3 protein-coding genes are annotated in these 20924 nt (G+C 73.9%); all 3 read right to left on the minus strand.

Annotation, left to right across the window (positions count from 1 at the left end; all coding sequences use genetic code 11):
• Positions 1-39: 39 nt before the first annotated feature.
• From ACFWUY_RS04130 to ACFWUY_RS04140, 3 genes are read right to left on the minus strand one after another with little or no spacing between them, the layout of a single operon-like run.
• Positions 40-1437: a diaminobutyrate--2-oxoglutarate transaminase gene (locus ACFWUY_RS04130; protein ID WP_384101757.1), complete on the minus strand. Its 1398-nt coding sequence runs from the start codon at positions 1435-1437 to the stop codon at positions 40-42.
• Positions 1434-6026, minus strand: a complete 4593-nt coding sequence (locus ACFWUY_RS04135; RefSeq protein ID WP_384101759.1) for an amino acid adenylation domain-containing protein — start codon at positions 6024-6026, stop codon at positions 1434-1436. The genes ACFWUY_RS04130 and ACFWUY_RS04135 overlap by 4 nt, the downstream gene beginning before the upstream one ends.
• Positions 6023-20866, minus strand: coding sequence for an amino acid adenylation domain-containing protein (locus ACFWUY_RS04140; protein WP_384101760.1), 14844 nt, complete (start codon positions 20864-20866; stop codon positions 6023-6025). The genes ACFWUY_RS04135 and ACFWUY_RS04140 overlap by 4 nt, the downstream gene beginning before the upstream one ends.
• Between the last annotated feature and the right edge of the window lie 58 nt (positions 20867-20924).

The following is a 20924-nucleotide window of genomic DNA, read 5'->3' on the forward strand; positions in this document are numbered from 1 at the left end:
TGTCCTGTGGGGTGGGGATGTCGGGAGGGCCGGTCCGCGTCAGCGGGACAGCTCCGTGCGCAGGGCCTCGTGGATCAGCTCGCAGCCGTGGCGGAGCACGTCGGGCTCCATGGTCAGAGCGGGCAGCAGCTTGAGGACCGCCTTGTCGCGGCCCGTCGACTCGACGATCAGGCCGCGCTCGAAGCACCGGGCGACCACGGCGTCCGCGGCCCGGCGGCCGCCCGCGTGGGTCAGGTCGATGCCGATCGCGTGGCCCTCGCAGCGCACCTCGACGCCGGGCAGCGGGTGGCTCTCCCAGAAGGAGCGCAGCAGTTCGGCGCCGTCGCGGGCCTGGTCGAGGAAGGCCTGGTTCCGCCACAGGTCGAGGGCGCCGCAGGCGGCGACGAACGCCAGTTGGTTGCCGCGGAAGGTGCCCGGGTGGTCACCGGCCTGCCACGAGTCGAGCCCCTCGCGGATGAGCAGGATCGACATCGGCAGGCCCAGGCCGCCGATGGACTTCGAGACGGTGATGAGGTCGGGCACGATCCCGGCCTGCTCGAAGGAGAAGAAGCCGCCGGTCCTGCCGCAGCCGGCCTGGATCTCGTCGACGATCAGCACGATGCCGTACCGGTCGCAGATGTCGCGCAGCCGCCGCAGGTCCGCGTCGGGGATGCGGTAGACGCCGCCCTCCATCTGGACGACCTCCAGGATCACCGCGGCGGGCACCTCGACCCCGGACAGGTCGTCGCCGAGGTACTGCTCCAGGAGGTCCATGGTCGGGAACGCGCCGCGCGGGCCGACCGGGAACGGCAGGTGGGTGACCTCGCCGAGGTGCGTTCCCGCCACCTTGCGCAGCGACAGGTCGGCGGTCGCGGCGAGGCTGCCGCGGCTGACGCCGTGGTAGGCGCCGGAGAAGGCGATGACCTGCGTCCTGCCGGTGTGCTTGCGGGCCAGCTTGAGGGCGGCCTCGACGGCGTCGGTGCCGGTGCTGCCGCAGAACTGGACCCGGTGGTGCAGTCCGCGCGGCTCCAGGATCTCCCGGGCGAAGCGGTCGAGGAACTCGCGCTTGGCCGCGGTGTGGAAGTCCAGCGCGTGCAGCAGTCCGTCGCCCTCCAGGTGCGCGACGACCTGGCGCTTGATGTGCTCGTGGTTGTGGCCGTAGTTGAGGGCGCCGGCGCCGGAGAAGAAGTCGACGTACTCCGTGCCGTCCTCGGCGATCAGCGTGGTGCCGCGGGCCGAGGCGAGGAGGACGGGGAACGCCCGGCAGTACGACCGGACGGCGGACTCCCGGGTCTCGAAGACCTGGGTGGAGGCGGCTTCGGGCACCTGGGCGGACGTGGTCTCGAACGCCCGGGGGGACGCGGTCTCGAAGGCCGCGGCCGACGCGGACTCGAAGACCTCGGTGGACGTCGTCTCGAACGCCTCGGTGGTCGCGGTGAGATCTGCCAGGACCGTCATCGGGGGTCTCCAATCGGGAGGGGGGAGAGCGGGAGTACCTGGCCGACGGTGGCGGCAGGTGTGCGCGCCACGGCGGCGAGCAGCGCGAGGTAGTCGTCGAGCAGCAGCCGGGCGTCGTCGTCGGCGACGCGGTCGCCGTAGTACGACAGGGCGATACGGGGTTCGGCGTCGTCGGTCACGTCCAGGCGGAGCGCGTACTCGGTCTGGTTGCGGGTGCCGTCGCTCTCGGCGCCCCGCCGCACGCTCGCGGACTGCTGGGCGCGCAGCGCCGACGACACCGGGTAGTTGGCGACGACGACGACCGAGTCGAACAGCGGTCCCTCGCCGGCCCCCATCCGCTGGAGGGCGCCGGTGGGCACCGAGGTGTGCTCGGCTCCCTCGACGCGGGCCAGCTGGAAGCGGTCGAACAGGGCGGTCAGGGTCTCGTCCTTGTCCACCCCGATCCGGACCGGCAGGGCGGCGATGAACAGCCCGACGGCGCGTTCCAGGCCGTCGACCGCCCGGTCGCGGCCCGCCGAGACCACGCCGACCGTGACGTCGGCCCGCTCCAGGCGCGAGGCGGCGAGCAGGGCCCAGGCCGCGCAGGCCAGCGTCGAGAAGGTGTGCCCGTGCTCGGCGGCCCGTCCGCGCAGCGCCTCGGCGACGGCCGGGTCCACCCGGTCCGCCACCCGGCTGAAGCGGGACGGGCCGAGCCGGCCGGGCTCCGCGGCGAGGCGTGTCGGGAGCGCCCCGGCCAGCCTGGCCTGCCAGAAGGCGCGGTCCGCCGCGGGGTCGGTGTCCTCGGCGGCGTCGAGCGCGGGGACCGGCGGGAGGTCGGCCTCGCGGCCTTCGAGGGCGGCGAGGTAGAGCGCGAGGAGTTCGTCGAGCAGCACCAGGTTCGACCAGCCGTCGGCGAGGAGGTAGCTCTGGATCTGGCCCAGCCACCAGCTGGACGGGCCGCGCACCAGCCACACCCGCCACAGGGGCGGCTCGGACACGTCGAAGGGCGCGGCGCGTTCGGCCTCCAGGAGGGCGATCAGCTCGTCGGCGACCGCGTCCGGCTCGTGACCGCTCCGGTCGAGCACCTCGATGACCGGGGCGAGCCGGTCGGCGACGACCGGGGTCCAGGCGCCGTCGCCGTCGCGCCGGAAGCCGGTGCGCAGGGCGGGGTGGCGGTCGGTGAGCTGCTGCCAGGCGTCCCGGAAGCGGTCGGGGTCGATCTCGAAGGGCAGTTCCGTCGTGGACTGCATCTGGTAGAGGCCCGGCACCCAGGCGTTCTCCAGGACGTCCAGCATGTGCTGCTGGCCGGGCGTCACCGCGGGCTCGCCGGTCCTCGTCCGGCCCGCCGCGGCGGCGGTGGCCGAAGAGGAGGACGGAGAGGCCTCGCCCTCGTCGACCGCCTTCGCGAGGGCCTCGATCGTCTGGTGGGCGAACACCATGCGCGGGGTCATCTCGATCCCGGCGCGGCGGGCGGCGCTCACCATCCGGATGACCGCGATGGAGTTGCCGCCGAGGGTGAAGAAGCCGATGTCGACGGGGACGTCGTCGCGGCCCAGCGCCTCGCGCCACAGCGTCACGAGGGCCCGCTCGGTCGCGGTGCCCGCGGCGCGCCCGGTGAGGACGGCGGCCGTGGGCGCCGGCAGCTCGCGCCGGTTGATCTTGCCGTTGTGGGTCAGCGGGAAGGCCTCCATGCGGACGAAGGAGGCGGGCACCATGTGCTGGGGCAGTCGCGCCGACAGCCGCCGCTTGAGCTCGGCGTCCTCGGGGATCCCGCCGCCCGGGGGCGCCACCAGGTAGGCCACCAGGGTCTTCGCGCCGTCGCGCGGGCCGTGCGCGGCGACCAGGCAGGAGCCGCCGCCGATCACCTCCCGCAGGGCGGACTCGATCTCGCCGGTCTCCACCCGGTAGCCGTTGATCTTGATCTGGAAGTCGATGCGCCCGAGCAGTTCGAGGTCGCCGTCCGGCATCCAGCGGGCGCGGTCGCCGGTGCGGTACATCCGGGCCCCGGGCAGCGCGCTGAACGGGTCGGGCAGGAAGCGCTCGCCGGTCAGCCGGGCCCGGTTGTGGTAGCCCCAGCCGACCCCGGCGCCGCCGAGGTACAGCTCGCCGGCCACGCCCACGGGCAGCGGCGACAGGGCCGCGTCGAGGACGTACGCGGTCTGGTTGGCCATCGGGGCGCCGTACGGGATGCTGCGCTGCTCCGGCAGGACCTCGCCGATCAGGTGGATCGTCGAGTCCATGGAGACCTCGGTGGCGCCGCCCATGCTGACCAGCTGCGCCGTGGGGATGAGCTGCGCGGCTCCCCGCTGCGGGAGCGCCAGCGGGATCCAGTCGCCGCCGAGCAGCACCAGCCGGATCGGCAGCCGTTCCCCGCCGCGTGTCTCGCACTCCTCGACGAGGAGCCCGAACAGCGCCGGGACCGAGTGCCACACGGTGACGGACTCGCGCTCGATCGTCTCGATCCAGCGGTGCGGGGAGCGCTCGTCCTCCGGGGTCGGGAACACCACGGTCGCACCGGCCATGAGCGTGCCGAACACGTCGTACGCGCTCATGTCGAAGGCCAGCGCCGAGACGCCGAGGACCTTGTCGCCGGGGCCGACGAGGAAGCGCCGGTTGAAGTCGGTGAAGTTGTTGACGCGGCCCCGGTGGTCGAGGAGTACGCCCTTGGGCAGGCCGGTCGAGCCCGAGGTGTAGATCAGGTACAGCAGGTCGTCCGGGCGGACCTCGCGCTCGGGCCGGGTCGCGGGGCGGGACGCGGCGGAGGCGGGGTCGACGGACGTGACGCCGTCGCCGGCGAGCCGGTCGTCACGGGTGACGACCAGGCGGGCACCGGAGTCCGCCAGCATCCACTGGAGGCGCTCGGCCGGGTAGCCGGGGTCGAGCGGGACGTAGCCCGCGCCCGTCTTGGCGACGGCGAGCTGGGCGACGACCAGGTCGATGCCGCGTTCCAGGCAGACGCCGACGCGCTGGTGGCGGCCGCAGCCCTCCGCGAGGAGCAGATGGGCGAGCCGGTTGGCGCGCGCGTCGAGTTCGGCGTAGCTCACGGCCTCGTCGCCGCAGGTCACGGCGGTGGCGTCGGGCTCCAGGTCCGCCCACTGCTCGAACAGGCCGTGCGCGGTGGCGTGTTCCGGGTACTCCTCGCCCGTACGGTTCCACTCGCCGACGACCAGTTCCCGTTCGGCCGGGGTGAGCAGGTCCGCGTTGTCGACGTGGACGTCCGGGGTCTCGCACAGCCCGGTGAGGAGCCGCCGGTAGTGGCCGAGGAGGCGTTCGGCGGCGGCGGTGTCGAGCACCGACTCGTCGAACTCCAGCGACACCATGACCTCGTCGTCGGTCACCGCGCAGGACAGGTCCAGGGGGAACTTGGCCGTACCCGAGTGCAGATGGGTGGGGGTCAGGGACAGGTCGCGCAGCCGCATCTCGTGGCCGGGGCCGTTGTTGAAGACGAACATGGCCTCGAACAGCGGGCTCTCGGCCAGCGTGCGCTGCGGCGCGACCTTGTCGACGAGCACGTCGAAGGGGATCTGGTGCTCCTGCGCCCACAGCGACTCACGGGTGATCCCGGCGAGGACGTCGCCGAGGCTGCCGCCGCCGGCGGACAGGTCGGCCACCACGGGGACGGTGTTCGCGAAGTAGCCGACGAGCCGCTCGGTCTGCCGGTTCCGGTTGGCCATGACGGTGCCGACGGCGAACCGGGAGGTACCCGTGTACCGGTTGAGCAGCACCGCGAACGCGGTGAGCATCACGTTGAAGACGGTCGTACGGTGGGCCTCCGCGGTCCGCTGGAGATCGCGGCCGAACTGCCCGTCCCACTGGCGGCGGATGCGCCGGCCGGTACGGGCCGTGCCCCGGTCCCCGTTCGGCGAGAGGCCCAGCGGCTGGGCCCAGGCCAGCTGCTCGCGCCACTGCGCGACCAGCCAGTTGTAGTCCTCGGGCTCCTGGGCCCGCTCGTGGGCGGCCGCGTCGGCGTAGTCGATGCCGAGGGCGGGCAGCCGGGGCGACCGGCCCTCGCGGGCCGCGTCGTACAGCTCCGCGAGGTCCTCCAGGAGGACGCCCACCGACCAGGCGTCGGTCGCGATGTGGTGCACGACCAGGGCGAGGAGGTGGTCGTCGGCGGCGATCCGGAACAGCCGTCCGTGCATCACGGGGCCGTCCGTCAGGTCGATCGGCAGGGCCGCCTCGCGCTGCGCGGCGGCCACGGCGGCCTCCTCGTCACCGGCCTCCTCGACCGGCAGCTCCACCGGACCGGCCGGCAGGACGACCTGCTCGAGGCCACCGTCCGGCAGCTGGCGGTAGACGGTGCGCAGGACGGCGTGGCGGGCGACGAGCCCGTCGAGCGCGGTCCGCAGCGCGGTGACGTCGAGGGCACCGCGCAGCCGTACCCCGTAGGGCACGTTGTACAGCGGCCGGCCGTCCGCGAGGGACTCGGCGACCCACAGCTGCTCCTGGCCCCTGGACAGCGGGCCGGGCTTCGCGGGGTCGCGGCGGCGGATGACGCGTGCCGCGGCCCGCTGCCTTCCGCGGGCCAGCAGCAGCGAGGCCATCAGCTCCCGCTTGGCAGCGGACAGGCTCTCGACGCTCTCCCGCTCGATGGCGGCTTCCCGGATCATGCGTCCCTCTCCTCGCCGGCCGCGAGCAGCTCGCGGGCCTGGTCGTCGGTCACTCCGTCGAGCAGCACCTCGAGTTCGAGGAGCTCGGCCTCGCTCAGCCCGGCCAGCTGGAGTTCCTCCAGGGCCTGTGCGACGCCGCGCACGGTGGGCTGCTCGAAGACCGCGCGCAACGGCAGTTCGATGTCCGTCTGCGCGGCCAGTTCGGCCACCAGACGGGTGGCGAGCAGCGAGTGGCCGCCCAGGGTGAAGAAGTCGTCGGACGCGCCGACCGCCGGGGTGCCGAGCAGTTCCTCGAAGACCGAGGCCACGAGCCGCTCGGTCGGACCCGACAGCTCCTCGAAGCGCCGGCGGACCCGCTCGACGGTGACGTCGTCCCGCTGGAGCGCGGCCCGGTCGACCTTGCCGTTCGGGGTGCGCGGCAGCCGGTCGGCGAAGACGTAGCCGGTGGGGACCATGTAGCGCGGCAGGCGGGTCCCGACGGCGGCGGCCAGGACGGCCGGGTCGCGTTCGGTGCCGACCACGCAGGCCACCAGGGTCGGTTCGCCGTCGCAGTCGCGCAGGACGACCGCCGCCTCCCGTACGGCCGGCAGCTCGCACAGGGCCGTCTCGACCTCACCGGCCTCGATGCGGAAGCCGCGGATCTTCAGCTGGTCGTCGAGCCGTCCGAGGAACTCCAGACGGCCGTCGGCTCCCAGCCTCACCCGGTCGCCGGTGCGGTACAGCCGGGCTCCGGGCTCCGCCGCGTACGGGTCGGGGACGAACCGTTCGGCGGTGGCCTTCGGGTCACCGAGGTAGCCGCGGCCGACCACCGGTCCGCCGATGGCCAGCTCGCCCGGCACGCCGAACGGCAGGCGCCGTCCCTGCGCGTCGAGGACGTAGGAGGTCACACCGGCGACGGGACCGCCGAGCGTGACCGCCCGGTCGGTCGGCGGCGGTGTCGTGAGCACCGCGAGGTGGGTGTCGTCCGAGCACTCCGCCGGTCCGTAGGCGTTGACCATCGGGATCCCGGGGAAGCGGCGCAGCCAGTCCGCCGCGAGGTCCGGCGGCAGGGCCTCGCCGGTGGCGATGAGATACCGCAGGCTCGCCAGGTCGCCCTCCTCGGCGTGGTCGAGGAGCGCCCTGATCATGCCGGGCACCAGCTGGAGCACGCTGACACGGCGCTCCCGGACGAGGGCGAGCAGCGCCTCGGCGTCCCTGCTGGTGGCGTCGTCGCCGACGACGGTGGCCGCGCCCCGCGTCACCGCGACGAGCATCTGCCAGACGGAGATGTCGAACGACTGCGAGGCGGTCTGGGCGATGACGTCGTCCGAGGTCAGTGCCAGGTCGTGGGCCATCAGCTCCAGGTGGTTGAGCAGTCCGGCCCGCTCGATCTCCACGCCCTTGGGCTCACCGGTCGTACCGGAGGTGAAGATGACGTAGGCGCGGCGGGCCGGGTGGGTGTCCCGCGTGTCGAGCGGACGGTCCGAGACGGAGTCGTCGAGGACGAGGCAGGTGCCGCGCCCCTCGCCGAGCAGGCCGGCGATACGGTCCGCCTGCTCGTCGTCGGTGACCGCGACGACCTCGCCGAGCCGGTCGAGCACGGCGGCGATCCGCCGGTCCGGTACGGCAGGGCCGACCGGCACGTAGGTGGCGCCGGCCGCGCCGCAGGCGAGGGCGGCGGCGATGTGCCGGGCCGAGCGCCCGGCGCACACCACCACGGCGGGCTCGGGGCCCGTGGCCGCCGTGGACAGCCGTTCGGCGAGTGCCGCGACCCGGTCGCGCAGTTCGCGGTACGTCCAGACGGTGTCGCCGTCGATGACGGCGGGGGCGTCCGGGGCGTGCCGCGCCCAGTGCTCCAGGGACTCGGCCGTGGTCATCGGCGTGAAGGCCGGCGGTCCCGCGCTCAGGGCGTCCTGGGCCGCGGCCTCGGCGTCCGGGCGCAGTTCCAGGTCGGCCACGGGCCGTGCCGGGGCGGCGGCGATGCTGCCGAGCAGGGCCTCGAAGTGGTCGAGGAGGGTCTCGCCGGTCTCCTCGTCGAAGAGGTCGGCGTTGAGTTCGAGCGTCGCGTGCAGGCCGTCCTTCTCCTCGGCCAGGTCGAGACTGAGGTCGAACTTGGCGTTGAGGGAGGGCGCGTGCAGCCGCTCCAGCCTGAGGTCGCCGAGGTCGATCTCCGAGTAGGGCGCGTTGTGCAGGGTGAACATGACCTGGAACAGCGGGCTCATGCTCAGGTCCCGGCTCGGCTGGAGCGCGTCCACCACCCGGTCGAAGGGGACGTCCTGGTTGGCGTAGGCGGCCAGCGTCGTGGACCGGACGCGTTCGAGCAGGTCGGTGAAGGACTCCTCCGCGGAGAGCGTGTTGCGGAAGACGATCGTGTTCACGAAGAACCCGACCACGTCCTCGATCTCGACCGAGCGGGTCCCCACCGGGGTGGCGACCGCGATGTCGGCGGCGCCGCTGTAGCGGTGCAGCTGGCAGTTGAACGCGGCGAGCAGGGTCATGAACAGGGTCGCGTTGTGCTCGCGGCCCACGTGCCGGACCTCGCCGACCAGTTCGGCGTCGATCACCCGGCGGACGGTCAGGCCCCGGTTGGTCATCGCCGCGGGCCTCGGCCGCTGCGCCGGGAACTCCAGGAGCGGCGCCGGCTTCGCCAGCGTCTCGCACCAGAAGTCGAGCTGCGCCCGGTGGTCGCCGCCCTCGACGCGGTCGCGCTGCCAGCTCGACCAGTCGGCGTACTGCACGTCGAGCTCGGGCAGCGGGGAGGCCGTGCCCTGGCGGCGTGCCTGGTACAGGGCCGCGAAGTCGCGGACCAGGATCTGCAGGCCCCAGCCGTCGGCGACGACGTGGTGCACGGTGAGGACGAAGACGTGGTCCTCGGCGGAGAGTCGGATCAGGGTCGCCTGCTCCAGCGGGGCCTCGGCCAGGTCGAAGCGGTGGCGGGCGGCCTCGTCGACGAGCCGCGGCCAGCGCTCCTCCGCGGTCTCCGCCGGCTCGTCGCTCAGGTCGACGACGGTGAGCGGCATGGTGACCGCGTCGGCCGGCTCGACGATCTGGCCGACCCGGCCGTCGTCCATGACCAGGCGGGTGCGCAGCACCTCGTGCCGGGCGACCAGCTCGTCGAGCGTCGCGGCCAGGGCGTCGGTGTCGAGGGGCCCGCGCATGCGGACGACCGTGGGGCTGTTGTAGGCACCGGTGTCGCCCTCCAGCTGGTCGAGGAACCAGAGGCGTTCCTGACCGTAGGAGGCGGGCAGCGGGCCGGTACGGGGCAGCGCGACGACGGGTTCGGTGGCGGTGGCGCCACCGGCGACGCCGTCGATGTGCGCGGCGAGGTCCCGGACGGTCTGCTTCTCGAACAGCGTGCGCAGCGCGATCTCGCAGCCGAACACCCGGCGGATCCGCGACACGACCTGGGTGGCCATGAGGGAGTGCCCGCCGAGGTTGAAGAAGTTGTCCTCGGGGGCCACCTTGGGCGCGCCGAGCACGTCCTGCCACAGTCCGGCGACCAGTTCCTCGGTGGGGGTCAGCGGCGCGCGCGGCCCGTCCTCGTGGGCGCCGGTCGCCGAGGAGGGCTCGGGCAGCGCCGCCCGGTCGATCTTGCGGTTCGGGGTCAGCGGGAAGGCGTCGAGCGGGACGACGAAGGCCGGGACCATGTAGTCGGGGAGCCGCTTGCGGACGAAGGCCTTCACCTCGTTGCCGACCGCCCTGGTGCCCGGCCTCGACACCACGTACGCGACCAGCGCGTTCTCGCCGCTCGCGTCCTCCCGGGCCATGACCAGGGCGTCCTGGACGTCCGGCGCGGCGCAGATCACGTGCTGCACCTCGTCCGTCTCGACGCGGTAGCCACGGATCTTGACCTGGTTGTCGGCGCGGCCGAGCGGGACGACGGAGCCGTCGGGCAGGTACCGGCCGAGGTCGCCGGTGCGGTACACGCGGTCGCCGTCGTCGTCCCCGAACGGGTTGCGCACGAACTTGGCGGCGGTGAGCTTCTCGTCGTGGGCGTAGCCCAGCGAGAGGTGCGGGGAGCGGATGGCGATCTCGCCCGGCTCGCCGACGCCGGCCTGCTGCCCCGCCCCGTTCAGGACGAGGAGCTGGACGTCCTTCATGCCGCGGCCCAGCGGGTACGTGACCCCCGGGTCGGTGTCGGCGGTCCCGTGGGCCGCGGGCACCACGTGGTAGCCGACGGCGCGCTGCGTCTCGGTGGAGCCGTACAGGTTGACGCAGGTCGCCGAGCCCGCCATGCGGGTGATGGCCCGTACGTCACGGCTGGTCAGCGTGTCGCCGAGGAAGAACACCCGCTCCAGGAGCGGCAGGGTGCCCGGGGCGACCGACAGCTGGTCGAAGAGCCGGGCCATCGGAGGCGTCATGTGGCTGACCGAGACCTGCGCGGTACGGAACCACTGCGCGAGCCGGCCCGGGGTCTCCACGTCGAGCCGGTCGGGCACGCAGATCGTGGCGCCCGTGACGAGCGGTGTGAACACCTCGCGGTGCAGCGGGTCGTGGCTGATGCCGGAGAGCAGGCTGTAGCGGTCGGTCTCGCGCAGTCCGAACGTCTCCACCATCCACGGCACGAAGTGGGTGAGGGAGCCGTGCCTGCCCCTGATGCCCTTCGGCTTGCCGGTGGAACCCGAGGTGAACGCGATGTACGCGCAGTCCCCCGGCCCCACCGGGACCGCCGCGGCCTGCTCCGCGTCCTGCGGCACCAGGTGCCGGGCGTCCGCGAGACGGGTCGGCAGCTCGAAGCGGCAGCGCAGCGCGGCTTCCTGGAGCGCGGTGTCCACGGCGAGCGGTACGGCCCCCGCCCCCTCCAGCTGGAGGAAGGCGCTCGGGCGGGCCACCGCGAGGCAGTCGGCGATGCGGTCGGCCGGGTAGCTCGGGTCGAGGACGGCGAACGAGGCGCCGGCGCGCATGACGGACAGGATCGCCCAGACCAGCGAAGCGCCGCGCTCGCCGTAGATGGCGACCACGTCGCCCTTGGCGACGCCCTGCCGGTTCAGCAGCCCGGACATCGCGGCGGTCGCCCGGGCCAGGTCGCCGTAGGTGAGTTCCTGGCCGGGCTCGCTGATCGCGATCCGCCCCGGTTCACGGGCGGCCCGCCGCTCGAACTGCTCGACCACCGACCCGTACCAGGTGGTGTCGAGCGGGGCGGCCGGGTCGGGCAGCTCGCGGCGCGCCAGCGGCGTGTCGAGCCGCAGGGAGTCGATCGGGCTGCCGCTGTCGGCGACCGCCTGCTCGATGACCCTGATCCACTGGGCGAGCAGTTCGTCCACCGTCGCCTCGTCGAAGCGGTCGGCGGCGTACATCAGGTCGAGCGAGAGGCCCTCCCGCGCGGGGTCGACGTAGAAGGTCAGGTCGAACTTGGCGCCCAGGTCGGGGACGGCGAAGGTGTCGACCGTGAGGCCGGGCAGCTCGGCCCGGTGCGGCGGGATGTTGAGCAGGTTCAGGTAGACCTGGAACAGCGGTGTGGTGCTCAGGTCGCGCTCGGGGGCGAGCCTGGCGACCAGCGTCTCGAACGGGACGTCCTGGTGCTCGTACGCGTCGAGGGTGGTGCTCCTGACCCGGTCGAGGAGCTCGGCGAAGGTCGGGTCGCCCGACAGGTCGGCGCGCAGCACCAGCGAGTTGACGAAGAAACCGATGAGGTCCTCCACCTCGCGGTGCCGGCGGCCCGCGATGGGCACGCCGATCGCGAAGTCCCGCTGCCCGGCGAGCCGTCCGAGGGTGAGCTGGAGGGTCGCCGCGAGCACCATGAACAGGGTCGCCCCGGACTCGGCGGCGAGCCGCTCCATCGCCTCGCGCAGCTCCGGCGTGACGGTCGCCGTGGCCCGGTGGCCCCGGTCGGACGCGGGCTCGGACGTGCCGCGCGAGACCGGCAGGGTGAGCGAGGGCAGCGCGTCGAGCTGCTCGCACCAGTACGCGACGGAGGCGTCGAGGCCGCCGGAGTCGAGCTGGTGGCGCTGCCGGCGGGAGAACTGCTCGTACGTGACCTTCAGCGGCGGCAGCGGGGTGTCCGGCCGGTGGCCGGTCTCCTCCGCGTAGAAGTGCGTGAGGTCCCGCTTGAGGATCTCCATCGACCAGCCGTCGCCGACGATGTGGTGCAGCGTCAGGACGAGCACCGCGTCGTCGTCGCCGAGCCGGAGCAGCCGGACCCGCAGCAGCGGGCCGGTCGCCAGGTCCATCGGCTCGGCCGCCTCGCGCGCCACCAGGGCGAGGGCCTCGGAGGCCCGCTCCTCGGCGGTCGCGCCGGTCAGGGCGGTGCGCGTCAGCGTGATGTCGGCGCGGTCGAGGACGGTCTGCGTCAGCACGCCCTCGTGGTGGGCGACCGTCGTGCGCAGCGTGGTGTGCCGGTCCACCAGGCGGGTGACGGCCCGCTGGAGGGCGGCCTCGTCGAGTGCGCCGGTGAGGCGGATCGCGCCGGCCAGGTGGTAGCGGCCGGTGAAGGCGTTGTGGCCGGAGCCGTTCTCGATCTCCTCGAGGAGCCACAGCCGCTCCTGCATCACCGACAGCGGCGCGTCGCCTCCGCCGGCGGCGTGGGACGCGATCCCGCCGGAGGTGTCCCGGACGGCGGCGGCGTCGCACAGGGCGGCGTAGTCGCGGAGCACGGGCGCCTCGAACAGGGCCCGCAGCGGGACCTCCCGGCCGAGCTCCTCGGCCACCTGCGAGGTGATCACGGTCGCGAGCAGGGAGTGGCCGCCGACGGTGAAGAAGTCGTCGTCGGCGCCGACCGCGTCGACGTCGAGGACCTCGGCCCAGACGCGGGCGACGGTCCGCTCGGTCTCCGTCTCCGGTTCGGCGAAGTCGGTGTGCGCGAAGTCGGCGCGGCGCGGGCGTCCGAGACGGCCCGGGTCGATCTTGCCGCCGGGCAGCCGCGGCAGCTCGCCGCGGACCACGAACGCGGCCGGGACCATGTGCGGCGGCAGTGCGGCCGCGCACAGCTTCGCCAGCGCCCGCGGGTTCAGCTCCGGGTCTGCGGACTCGACGTGGGCCACCAGGACCCCGTCGACGCCCCTCACCACGGCCTGCGTCACACCGTCCAGGGCCAGCAGCACCGACTCGATCTCGGCCGGCTCGATCCGGTAGCCGCGCAGCTTGATCTGGCTGTCGCCACGCCCGCGGTAGTCCAGGGTCCCGTCGGCGCGCAGCCGGACCAGGTCGCCCGTGCGGTACATCCGGGCGCCGGGGACGGCGGAGAACGGGTCGGGCAGGAAGTGTCCGGCGGTCAGTCCGGGCCGGCCGTGGTAGCCGAGGGCCAGGCCCGCGCCGCCGACGTACAGCTCGCCGACCGCGCCGGCGACCACCGGCCGCAGCTCCGCGTCCAGGACGTACGCCGTCCCGCCGGGAAGCACCGCGCCCAGCGAGGCGGGACGCCCCGGCTCGCACGCGGCGGCCGTGATGACGACGGTGCACTCGGTGGGGCCGTACGCGTTGACGAAGCGCCGGCCCGGCTGCCACCGCTCGACGAGCTCGGCACGGCAGGCCTCGCCGCCGGACACCAGGGTGGTGAGCGCCGGCAGTTCGCGGGCGGGCAGGGTGGCGATCACCGACGGCGGCAGCAGGCACACGGTGACGGCGCGCTCGGCGAGGACGTCGGCGAGCGCCTCGCCGACGAGGGCGTGCTCACGGCCGACGACGACCAGGGTGCCGCCCGCGGCGAGCGTGGAGAAGATCTCCCAGACGGAGGCGTCGAAGCTGAGGCTGGCGAACTGGAGCATGCGCGTGCCGGCGTCGATCCCGAAGACGGGCGCCTGGTACGCCGTGAGGTTGGCGAGCGAGCGGTGGGAGACGAGGACGCCCTTGGGGCGGCCGGTGGATCCCGAGGTGTACAGGAGGTACGCGGGGGCGTCCGGAACCGCCTGCGGCAGCGCGGCCGTCCCGGCGGGCGCCTCGCGCAGCGCCGCCTCCACGAGGTCGCGGGTCACCAGACCGCGCGCTCCCGAGTCGGCCAGCATGAAGTCCTTGCGCTCGGCCGGGTAGGCGGGGTCGATCGGCAGGTACGCCGCTCCGCAGCGCTGCGCCGCGAGGACGGCGACGACCGCCTCGACGGACGGTTCGACCGCCACGGCGACGACGTCCCCGGGGCGCACGGCGAACTCCCGGGCGATCACCCGGGCGACCCGGTCCACCCGGGTGCGCAGTTCGCCGTAGGTCAGCGCGCTGTCGGCGCCCTCCAGGGCGACGTCGTCGGGGCGGCTGTCGGCGATCTGCTCGAACCGCGCCCAGAAGGTGTCGGGCCGCTGCTCGGTGTCCGGTGCGGACGGCCAGCGGTCGAGGGCCGCCGCAGCCGAGGGGGTCTCGACGCGCTCGTCGGGCCGTCGCGCCATGGCGCGGGCCGTCTCGCCGAACAGCCGGGCGACGAGCCGCGCGGTCTCCGGCCGGAACAGGTCCGAGTTGAATTCCAGCCAGCCCGTCAGCGGCCCGCCGTCGTCGGTGATCTCGAAGGTCAGGTCGGTCTTGGCGGTGCCGGTGTACAGCGGCGCCGTCTCGACCCGCAGGCCGGGCAGGGCCGGCGAGGGCAGCGCGCCGCTGCGGACGTCCAGGATCGCCTGGAAGAGCGGGCTGCGGCTCGGGTCGCGGTCCTGACCGCTCGCCTCCACGATCGCGGAGAACGGGACCCACTTGTGCGGCATCGCCTCCAGCGTGGTGGCCCGGGCGCGGCCGACGAGGTCACGCCCTGTGGCACCGGCCGGCGCCTCGAAGCAGAGCGGGACGGTGTTCACGAAGAAGCCGACGACGTCGTCGTACGCGCCGTCGCCGGTGCGGTTGGCGTCGGGTACGCCGATGACCACGCGGTCCTGCCCGGTCAGCCGGGAGAGGGTCGAGGTCATGCACGCGGCCAGCGCCATGAAGACCGTCGCCCCCTGGTCGCGGGCGAGCGAGCGCAGCAGGTCGGAGTCGTCCTGGCTCAGCGTCAGCGGCACCCGCATGCCGTCGAAGGTCTGTACGGCCGGCCGGGGCCGGTCGACGGGCAGGTCGAGGGCGAGCGGCGCCCCACCGAGGTGACCGGTCCAGAACTCCAGGCCGCGCCGGCCCTCGGCCGAGTCGAGGCGGGCGCTCTCGTCGGCCGCCCAGCGGGCGTACTCGTGGACGGGCGCGGGCGGTTCGCCGTCGCCGGCGCCCACGCCGTGCGCGTACAGCGCGGCCAGTTCACCTGCGATGACCTCCATGGAGCGGCCGTCGGAGACGATGTGGTGGAAGGCGAGGAGCAGGGCGTGCTCGTCGGGCCCGAACTCCACCAGGGCGGCGCGCATCAGCGGCGGTTCGTCGAGCGCGAAGAGCCGGCGGGCGTGGTCGCCGACGAGTCCGGCCAGTTCGGTCTCGCGCCGGGCGGGGGCGACCGCCGTCCGGTCGATGACCTCGAAGGGGCAGGTCGAGCCGGCGTGCGTGAAGGGCACGGGCCGGCCGCCCTCGTCCTTGAAGCCGGTGCGCAGCGCGGGGTGCCGCTCGACGATCGCGTCGAGCGCGCCGCGCAGGACGGCCCGGTCGAGCTCCCCGTACAGCCGCAGGACACCCGGCACGACGTAGGCGCGGGAGCCCGGGGCGAACTTCTCCAGGAACCACAGCCGGCGCTGGCCCAGCGACAGGACGGGCGCGTCGGCGGCGGGCACGTCGGTAGCGGGCACGTCGGCGGCGGGCGCGGCCTCCGTCGGGGCGACGGCCTCGGCCGGTGCCGTGGCGACGAGTTCGGCGATCCGCGCCGCCTGGGCGCGTACGGTCACGGACTCGAAGAACATCCGCAGCGGCGGCTGCACGCCGAACTCCCGGCGCACCCGGGTGTTGAGCTCCGCCGCGCGCAGCGAGTGCCCGCCGAGCGCGAAGAAGTCCTCGTCGAGGCCGACCCCGGCGACTTCGAGCACCTCGCGCCAGATCGCCGCGAGCCTGCTCTCCAGGGGCGACATGTCCGCCGATCCGGCCGAGCGGGACACGTCGAGGGCGAGCTCGCGCAGCGCGTGCGCGTCCACCTTGCCGTTCGAGGTGAGCGGGATCCGGTCGAGGACGAGCAGCCGGCTGGGAACCATGTAGCCGGGCAGCTCGCGGTTGAGCCAGTCGCGCAGCCCTTCGACGCCGACGCCCTCGCCGGTGACGGCGGCGATCAGCTCCGTCTCGCCCGTGCCCCGGGAGGCGACCACGGCCGCCTCCGCGACCTCTGGGTGGCGCCGCAGCGCCACGTCGACCTCGCCGAGCTCGATGCGGTAGCCGCGTACCTTCACCTGCTGGTCGGCGCGGCCGACGTAGCGCAGTTCGCCGTCGGCGGACCGGCGCACCAGGTCGCCGGTGGCGTAGAGACGCCGGCCGGGGCCGGTCGCGAACGGGTCGGGGACGAACCGCTCGGCGGTCTTGCGGGGCGCCGACGCGTAGCCGCGTCCGACACCGGCGCCGCCGATGTACGCCTCGCCCACGACACCGTCGGCGACGGGCCGCAGTTCGGCGTCGAGGACGTGGATCACCGCGTCCGTCATGTCGGCGCCGACCGACACGTCCCGGGCGCGGGAGACCTGACCCGACTCGGGGCCGAGGTGGGCGACGGTCGAGCACACCGTGGTCTCGGTGGTGCCCCAGCGGTTGTACAGCTCGACGTGGCCGCGGTCGGCCGCGAACCACTGGGCGAGCTTGTCGGGGTGGGTGGCCTCGCCGCCGATGAGGATCGAGCGCAGCGTCGGCGGCACCTTCGCACCGGCCTCCAGGGCGGTGACGAGGACGTGGAAGAAGGCCGTGGGAATGTCGACCAGGGTGAGCCGCTGCTCCTCGCACCAGGCCCAGAACCGCTCCGGCGAGCCCAGCACGGACTCGTCGCGCAGCACGAGCGCCGCGCCCCGGGTCCAGGCGGAGAAGATCTCCTCCAGGCAGGGGTCGAAGGTGAGCGGGGCGAACTGCAGCACCCGGTCGCCCTCCTCGACGTCGAAGGCGTCGAGGAAGGACAGCAGGTAGCTCAGCAGCGACCGGTGCTCGATCTGCACGCCCTTGGGGCGTCCGGTCGAACCGGAGGTGAAGATGACGTACGCCAGGTTGTCGCCGGTGACGGCGAGCGCGGGCCGGTCATCGGGCAGGTCCGCGGCGGAATCGTCGTCGACGCGGGTCGCGGTGCCGAGGGAGCCCGCGAGCTCCTCGGTCGCGGCGTGGCAGAGGATCCGCGCGCACCGCGCGTCGCCGACCATGTCGGCGAGGCGGGGCTGCGGCAGCGTCGGGTCCAGCGGGACGAAGGCGGCCCCGGACTTCATGACCGCGAGCATCGCGACGATCAGCTCGGGGGAGCGCTCCAGGCACAGGCCGACGGTGTCCTCGGCCCCCAGGCCGTCCTGCCGGAGGCGGTGCGCGAGGCGGTTCGCCGCGCGTTCCACCTGGGCGTACGTCAGCTCGACGGCGCCGGCCGTGAGGGCGGTCCTGTCGGGGGTGCGGTCGGCCGTCGCCTCGAACAGCTCGTGCACGGAGGTGACGTCCGGCAGGGTGCGGGCGGGGACGTCGGCCCGGGTGAGGGACTCGGTCGCGCCGGCGAGGCGCAGCGCGGAGACGGGGGAGTCGCCGTGCACGACGATCTGCCGGAGGAGTTCGAGGAACTGCTCGCCCAGCTGCCCGGCGAGGGACTCCTCGAAGCGGTCCGAGCGGACCAGCATGTGGGCGAGCAGGCCGCCGTCGGCGGGAACGGCGTGCAGGGTGATGTCGAACTGGGTGGCGAGCTCGCCGGCCGGGAACGGCTCGATGGTGAGGTCGCCGAGGACCGCGCTGTCGCGGCCCGCGCCGAAGAGCACCGAGGTGACGTCCTCGGCGATCGCGTTGTGCGGCCGCTCGAAGACGACCGCCGTGTTGATCGCGGCCGAGGTGTTGCCCTGGGCGCGGAGCAGTTCGACGAGCCGGCTGACCGGGAAGTGCTGGTGGCCGAGCGACTGCCGCAGCTGCTGCCCGGTGCTGCGGATCAGCTCCGTGACGCTTCGGTGGGCGGTGGGCTCGGCGCGGACCGGAAGGGTGTTGGCGAAGTAGCCGAGGGTGTTGCGGAAACGCGCCTGCGGACGGCCGGCCGTGGTGGCGCCGATCACGAAGTCACGCGCGCCGCTGTGCGCCGCGACGAGCACCTCGAACGCCGCCATCAGGACCGAGAACACCGTCGTACCGCCGTCGCCCGCGGCCCGTTCGAGCCCGGCGAGCAGCTCGGCGTCCACCGTCACCCGGTGGCTCGCGATGCCCTTCTCCGGCCGCGGACGCTCCCGTACCGGAAGCGTCGGCGCCTGGACGTCGCCGGCCAGCAGGTCGAGCCAGTACCGCTCATCGGCCTCCCACCGCGGGGAGCGCTCGTAGTCCTGCTGCCAGCGGACGAACTCCTCGTAGCCGACGGCCTCCGGAAGCTCGGGGGTCCGCTCGCGCAGCAGGTCGCCGTAGACGGTGGTCAGCTCGTCGAGGAGGGTCACCACCGACCAGAAGTCCGTGATGGCGTGGTGCTGCGCGAGCACCAGGACCGGGGCGCCGCAGCCGGTGAACAGCTTCGCGCGGGCGACGTCGCCGTGCTCGATGGCGAAGGGCGCGAGGGCGCACGCGTCGACCCGGGCCCTGAGCACCGGCTCCGCCTCGCCCGTCAGGTCGACGACGTCGAGCTCGAACGGGACACCGGGGTCGATCAGCTGCGCGGTCCGGCTGCCGTCGACGTCGAAGCGCGAGGTCAGGACGGGGTGGCGGGCGCCGATGTGACGGACGGCGGCGGACAGCACCCCGGCGTCGACCGGCTCGCGCAGCCGGACCGCGACGGAGACGTTCTGCAGGCAGTCCGGACCTTCGAGGTCCCGCATGAACAGCAGCGACCGCTGACCGGCGGACAGCGGTACGGCGCCGCCGCGCCGCCCGGCCTCCTGGCGTACGGGTGCCTCGGGGGCGGTGCGCGCCTGCTCCTCGACCGCCGCGGCCACCTCGCGCAGGCTCGTCGGCCGGAGCAGCAGCCCCGGGTCGACGACCGCGCCGAGCTGCTCCTCGATCCGGAAGGCGAGGTCGACGGCGGCGAGGGAGTCGAGGTCGAGCTCGGCGACCATGGTGGCGGGCGCGTCGCCCTCGCCCCGGCCGACCAGGCTCAGGGCGCGCTCGATCACGTCGACGCGCTCCTCGGGGGAGAGCGCGAGCAGTTCGGGGCGCGACGGGAGCGTGAGCTGCCGCCGCTCGCCGCGGGCCTGCGCGGTCGCGGAGCGGCGGTACAGCTCGCCCTCGACCTGACCCGCGGTGTACGCCGTCCGGCCGGCCAGCCGCTGGATCTTGCCGCTGGAGGTCTTCGCCAGGCTGCGGGCGCCGAGCAGGACGACGTCGGCCAGGGCGATGCCGTGCTCCTGCTGGACGGCGGCGGCCATCGCGTCGGCGATCCCGGGCAGTTCCTCCTCGGGGGTGCCGACCGCGACCTCGTGCAGGACCACGCACTCCTCGCCGTTCCCGGTCTCCACCGAGAACGCGGCGCCGCAGCCCGGACGGGCCCACGGCGAGGCCGCCACGACGGTCTCCTCCAGGTCGTGCGCGTAGAGGTTGCGGCCGCGTACGACCATCATCTCCTTGAGGCGGCCGGTGACGTGGATCTGGCCGTCCAGGACGAAACCGAGGTCGCCGGTGCGGAGATAGGGCTTCGGGTCGTCCGCGAGCCGGGCGCCGAAGGACGCCTCTGTCGCGGTCTCGTCCTCCCAGTAGCCGGAGGCGACGGAGGTGCCGCGCACCCACAGTTCGCCCACCGTGCCGGGGGCGGCGCGCTCGCCGGACTCCGGGTCGACGACGGCGATCTCGTGCCCCTCGGCCACCTGTCCGGAGGAGACCAGGAGGTCGCCGTCCGCACGCGTCTCGGCGCGGCCCCGCTCCAGGGCCGCGCGGTCGACACGGGTGGTGCGGGCACCGTTGCCGCGACCGCTTCCGGCCACGAACAGGGTGGCCTCGGCGAGGCCGTAGCAGGGCAGCAGCGCGGACCTGTCGAAACCGCTGGGGGCGAACGCCTCGGCGAAGCGCTCCAGGGTGCGGTGGCGCACCGGCTCGGCGCCGCAGAAGGCGACCCGCCAGGACGACAGGTCGAGGCTCTCCCGCTCGGCGGGGGTGCTCTTGTTGACGCAGAGGTCGAAGGCGAAGTTCGGGCCGCCGCTGACGGTCGCGCCGCGGGAGGAGATGGCCTCGAGCCAGCGCATGGGCCGGCGCATGAACTCCAGCGGGGACATCAGGACGTTGGACAGGCCGGAGAGCATCGGCTGCAGCACACCGCCCAGCAGACCCATGTCGTGGTAGAAGGGCAGCCACGAGGCGACGACGTCGCCCTCGCCCAGCCCGAAACCGCTCGCGATCGCCGCGCCGTTGGACAGCAGGTTCCCGTGCGTCACCACGACACCGCGGGGGGTGCCGGTGGAGCCGGAGGTGTACTGGAGCAGGGCGACGGAGCCGGGCGTCAGGTCGGGGCGGCGCCAGTCGTCGGCGCCCTCCAGCATCGCGTCCTCGGTCACCACCCAGGGCAGTCCGGCCACCTCGGGCGCCTGCTGCTCGAACAGTTCGTGGGTGAAGGCCCGCACCAGGCTGTCCGAGAGGACGATCTCGGCCCGGGAGCTCTGCACCACCGCGCGCAGCCGGGGCAGCGTACGGGCGATCCGCATCGGGTCCGGCGGGTAGACGGGGACGGCGACCATACCGGCGTAGAGCGTGGCCACGAATCCCACGACGAAGTGCTCGCCCGGTGGATACAGCAGCATGACCCGTGCACCCGGCCTCGCCCGCTCGAGGAGTGAGACGGCGATCGCCCGCGCACGCCTGTCGATCTCGACCATGCCGAGTTCGGTGTCGACACCGCCGGCGTCGGCGAGAAATGCGTAGCTGAGATCGGTGCCGCGCTCGGAGACATTGCGGCGGATGACATCGACGACAGAATTGTTTGCGTACATAGACCGTTCTCGCATCGGCGTGGAGTTCTGGGGCCCGGACGGGTGGGTGCCTGTGTGC

The organism is Streptomyces sp. NPDC058664 (assembly GCF_042716635.1).
Classification (GTDB): domain Bacteria; phylum Actinomycetota; class Actinomycetes; order Streptomycetales; family Streptomycetaceae; genus Streptomyces.

Coding starts and splice junctions, on each gene's coding strand:
- ACFWUY_RS04130 (WP_384101757.1), bottom strand. CDS start 1,437: ATGACGGTCCTGGCAGATCTCACCGCGACCACCGAGGCGTTCGAGACG.
- ACFWUY_RS04135 (WP_384101759.1), bottom strand. CDS start 6,026: ATGATCCGGGAAGCCGCCATCGAGCGGGAGAGCGTCGAGAGCCTGTCC.
- ACFWUY_RS04140 (WP_384101760.1), bottom strand. CDS start 20,866: ATGTACGCAAACAATTCTGTCGTCGATGTCATCCGCCGCAATGTCTCC.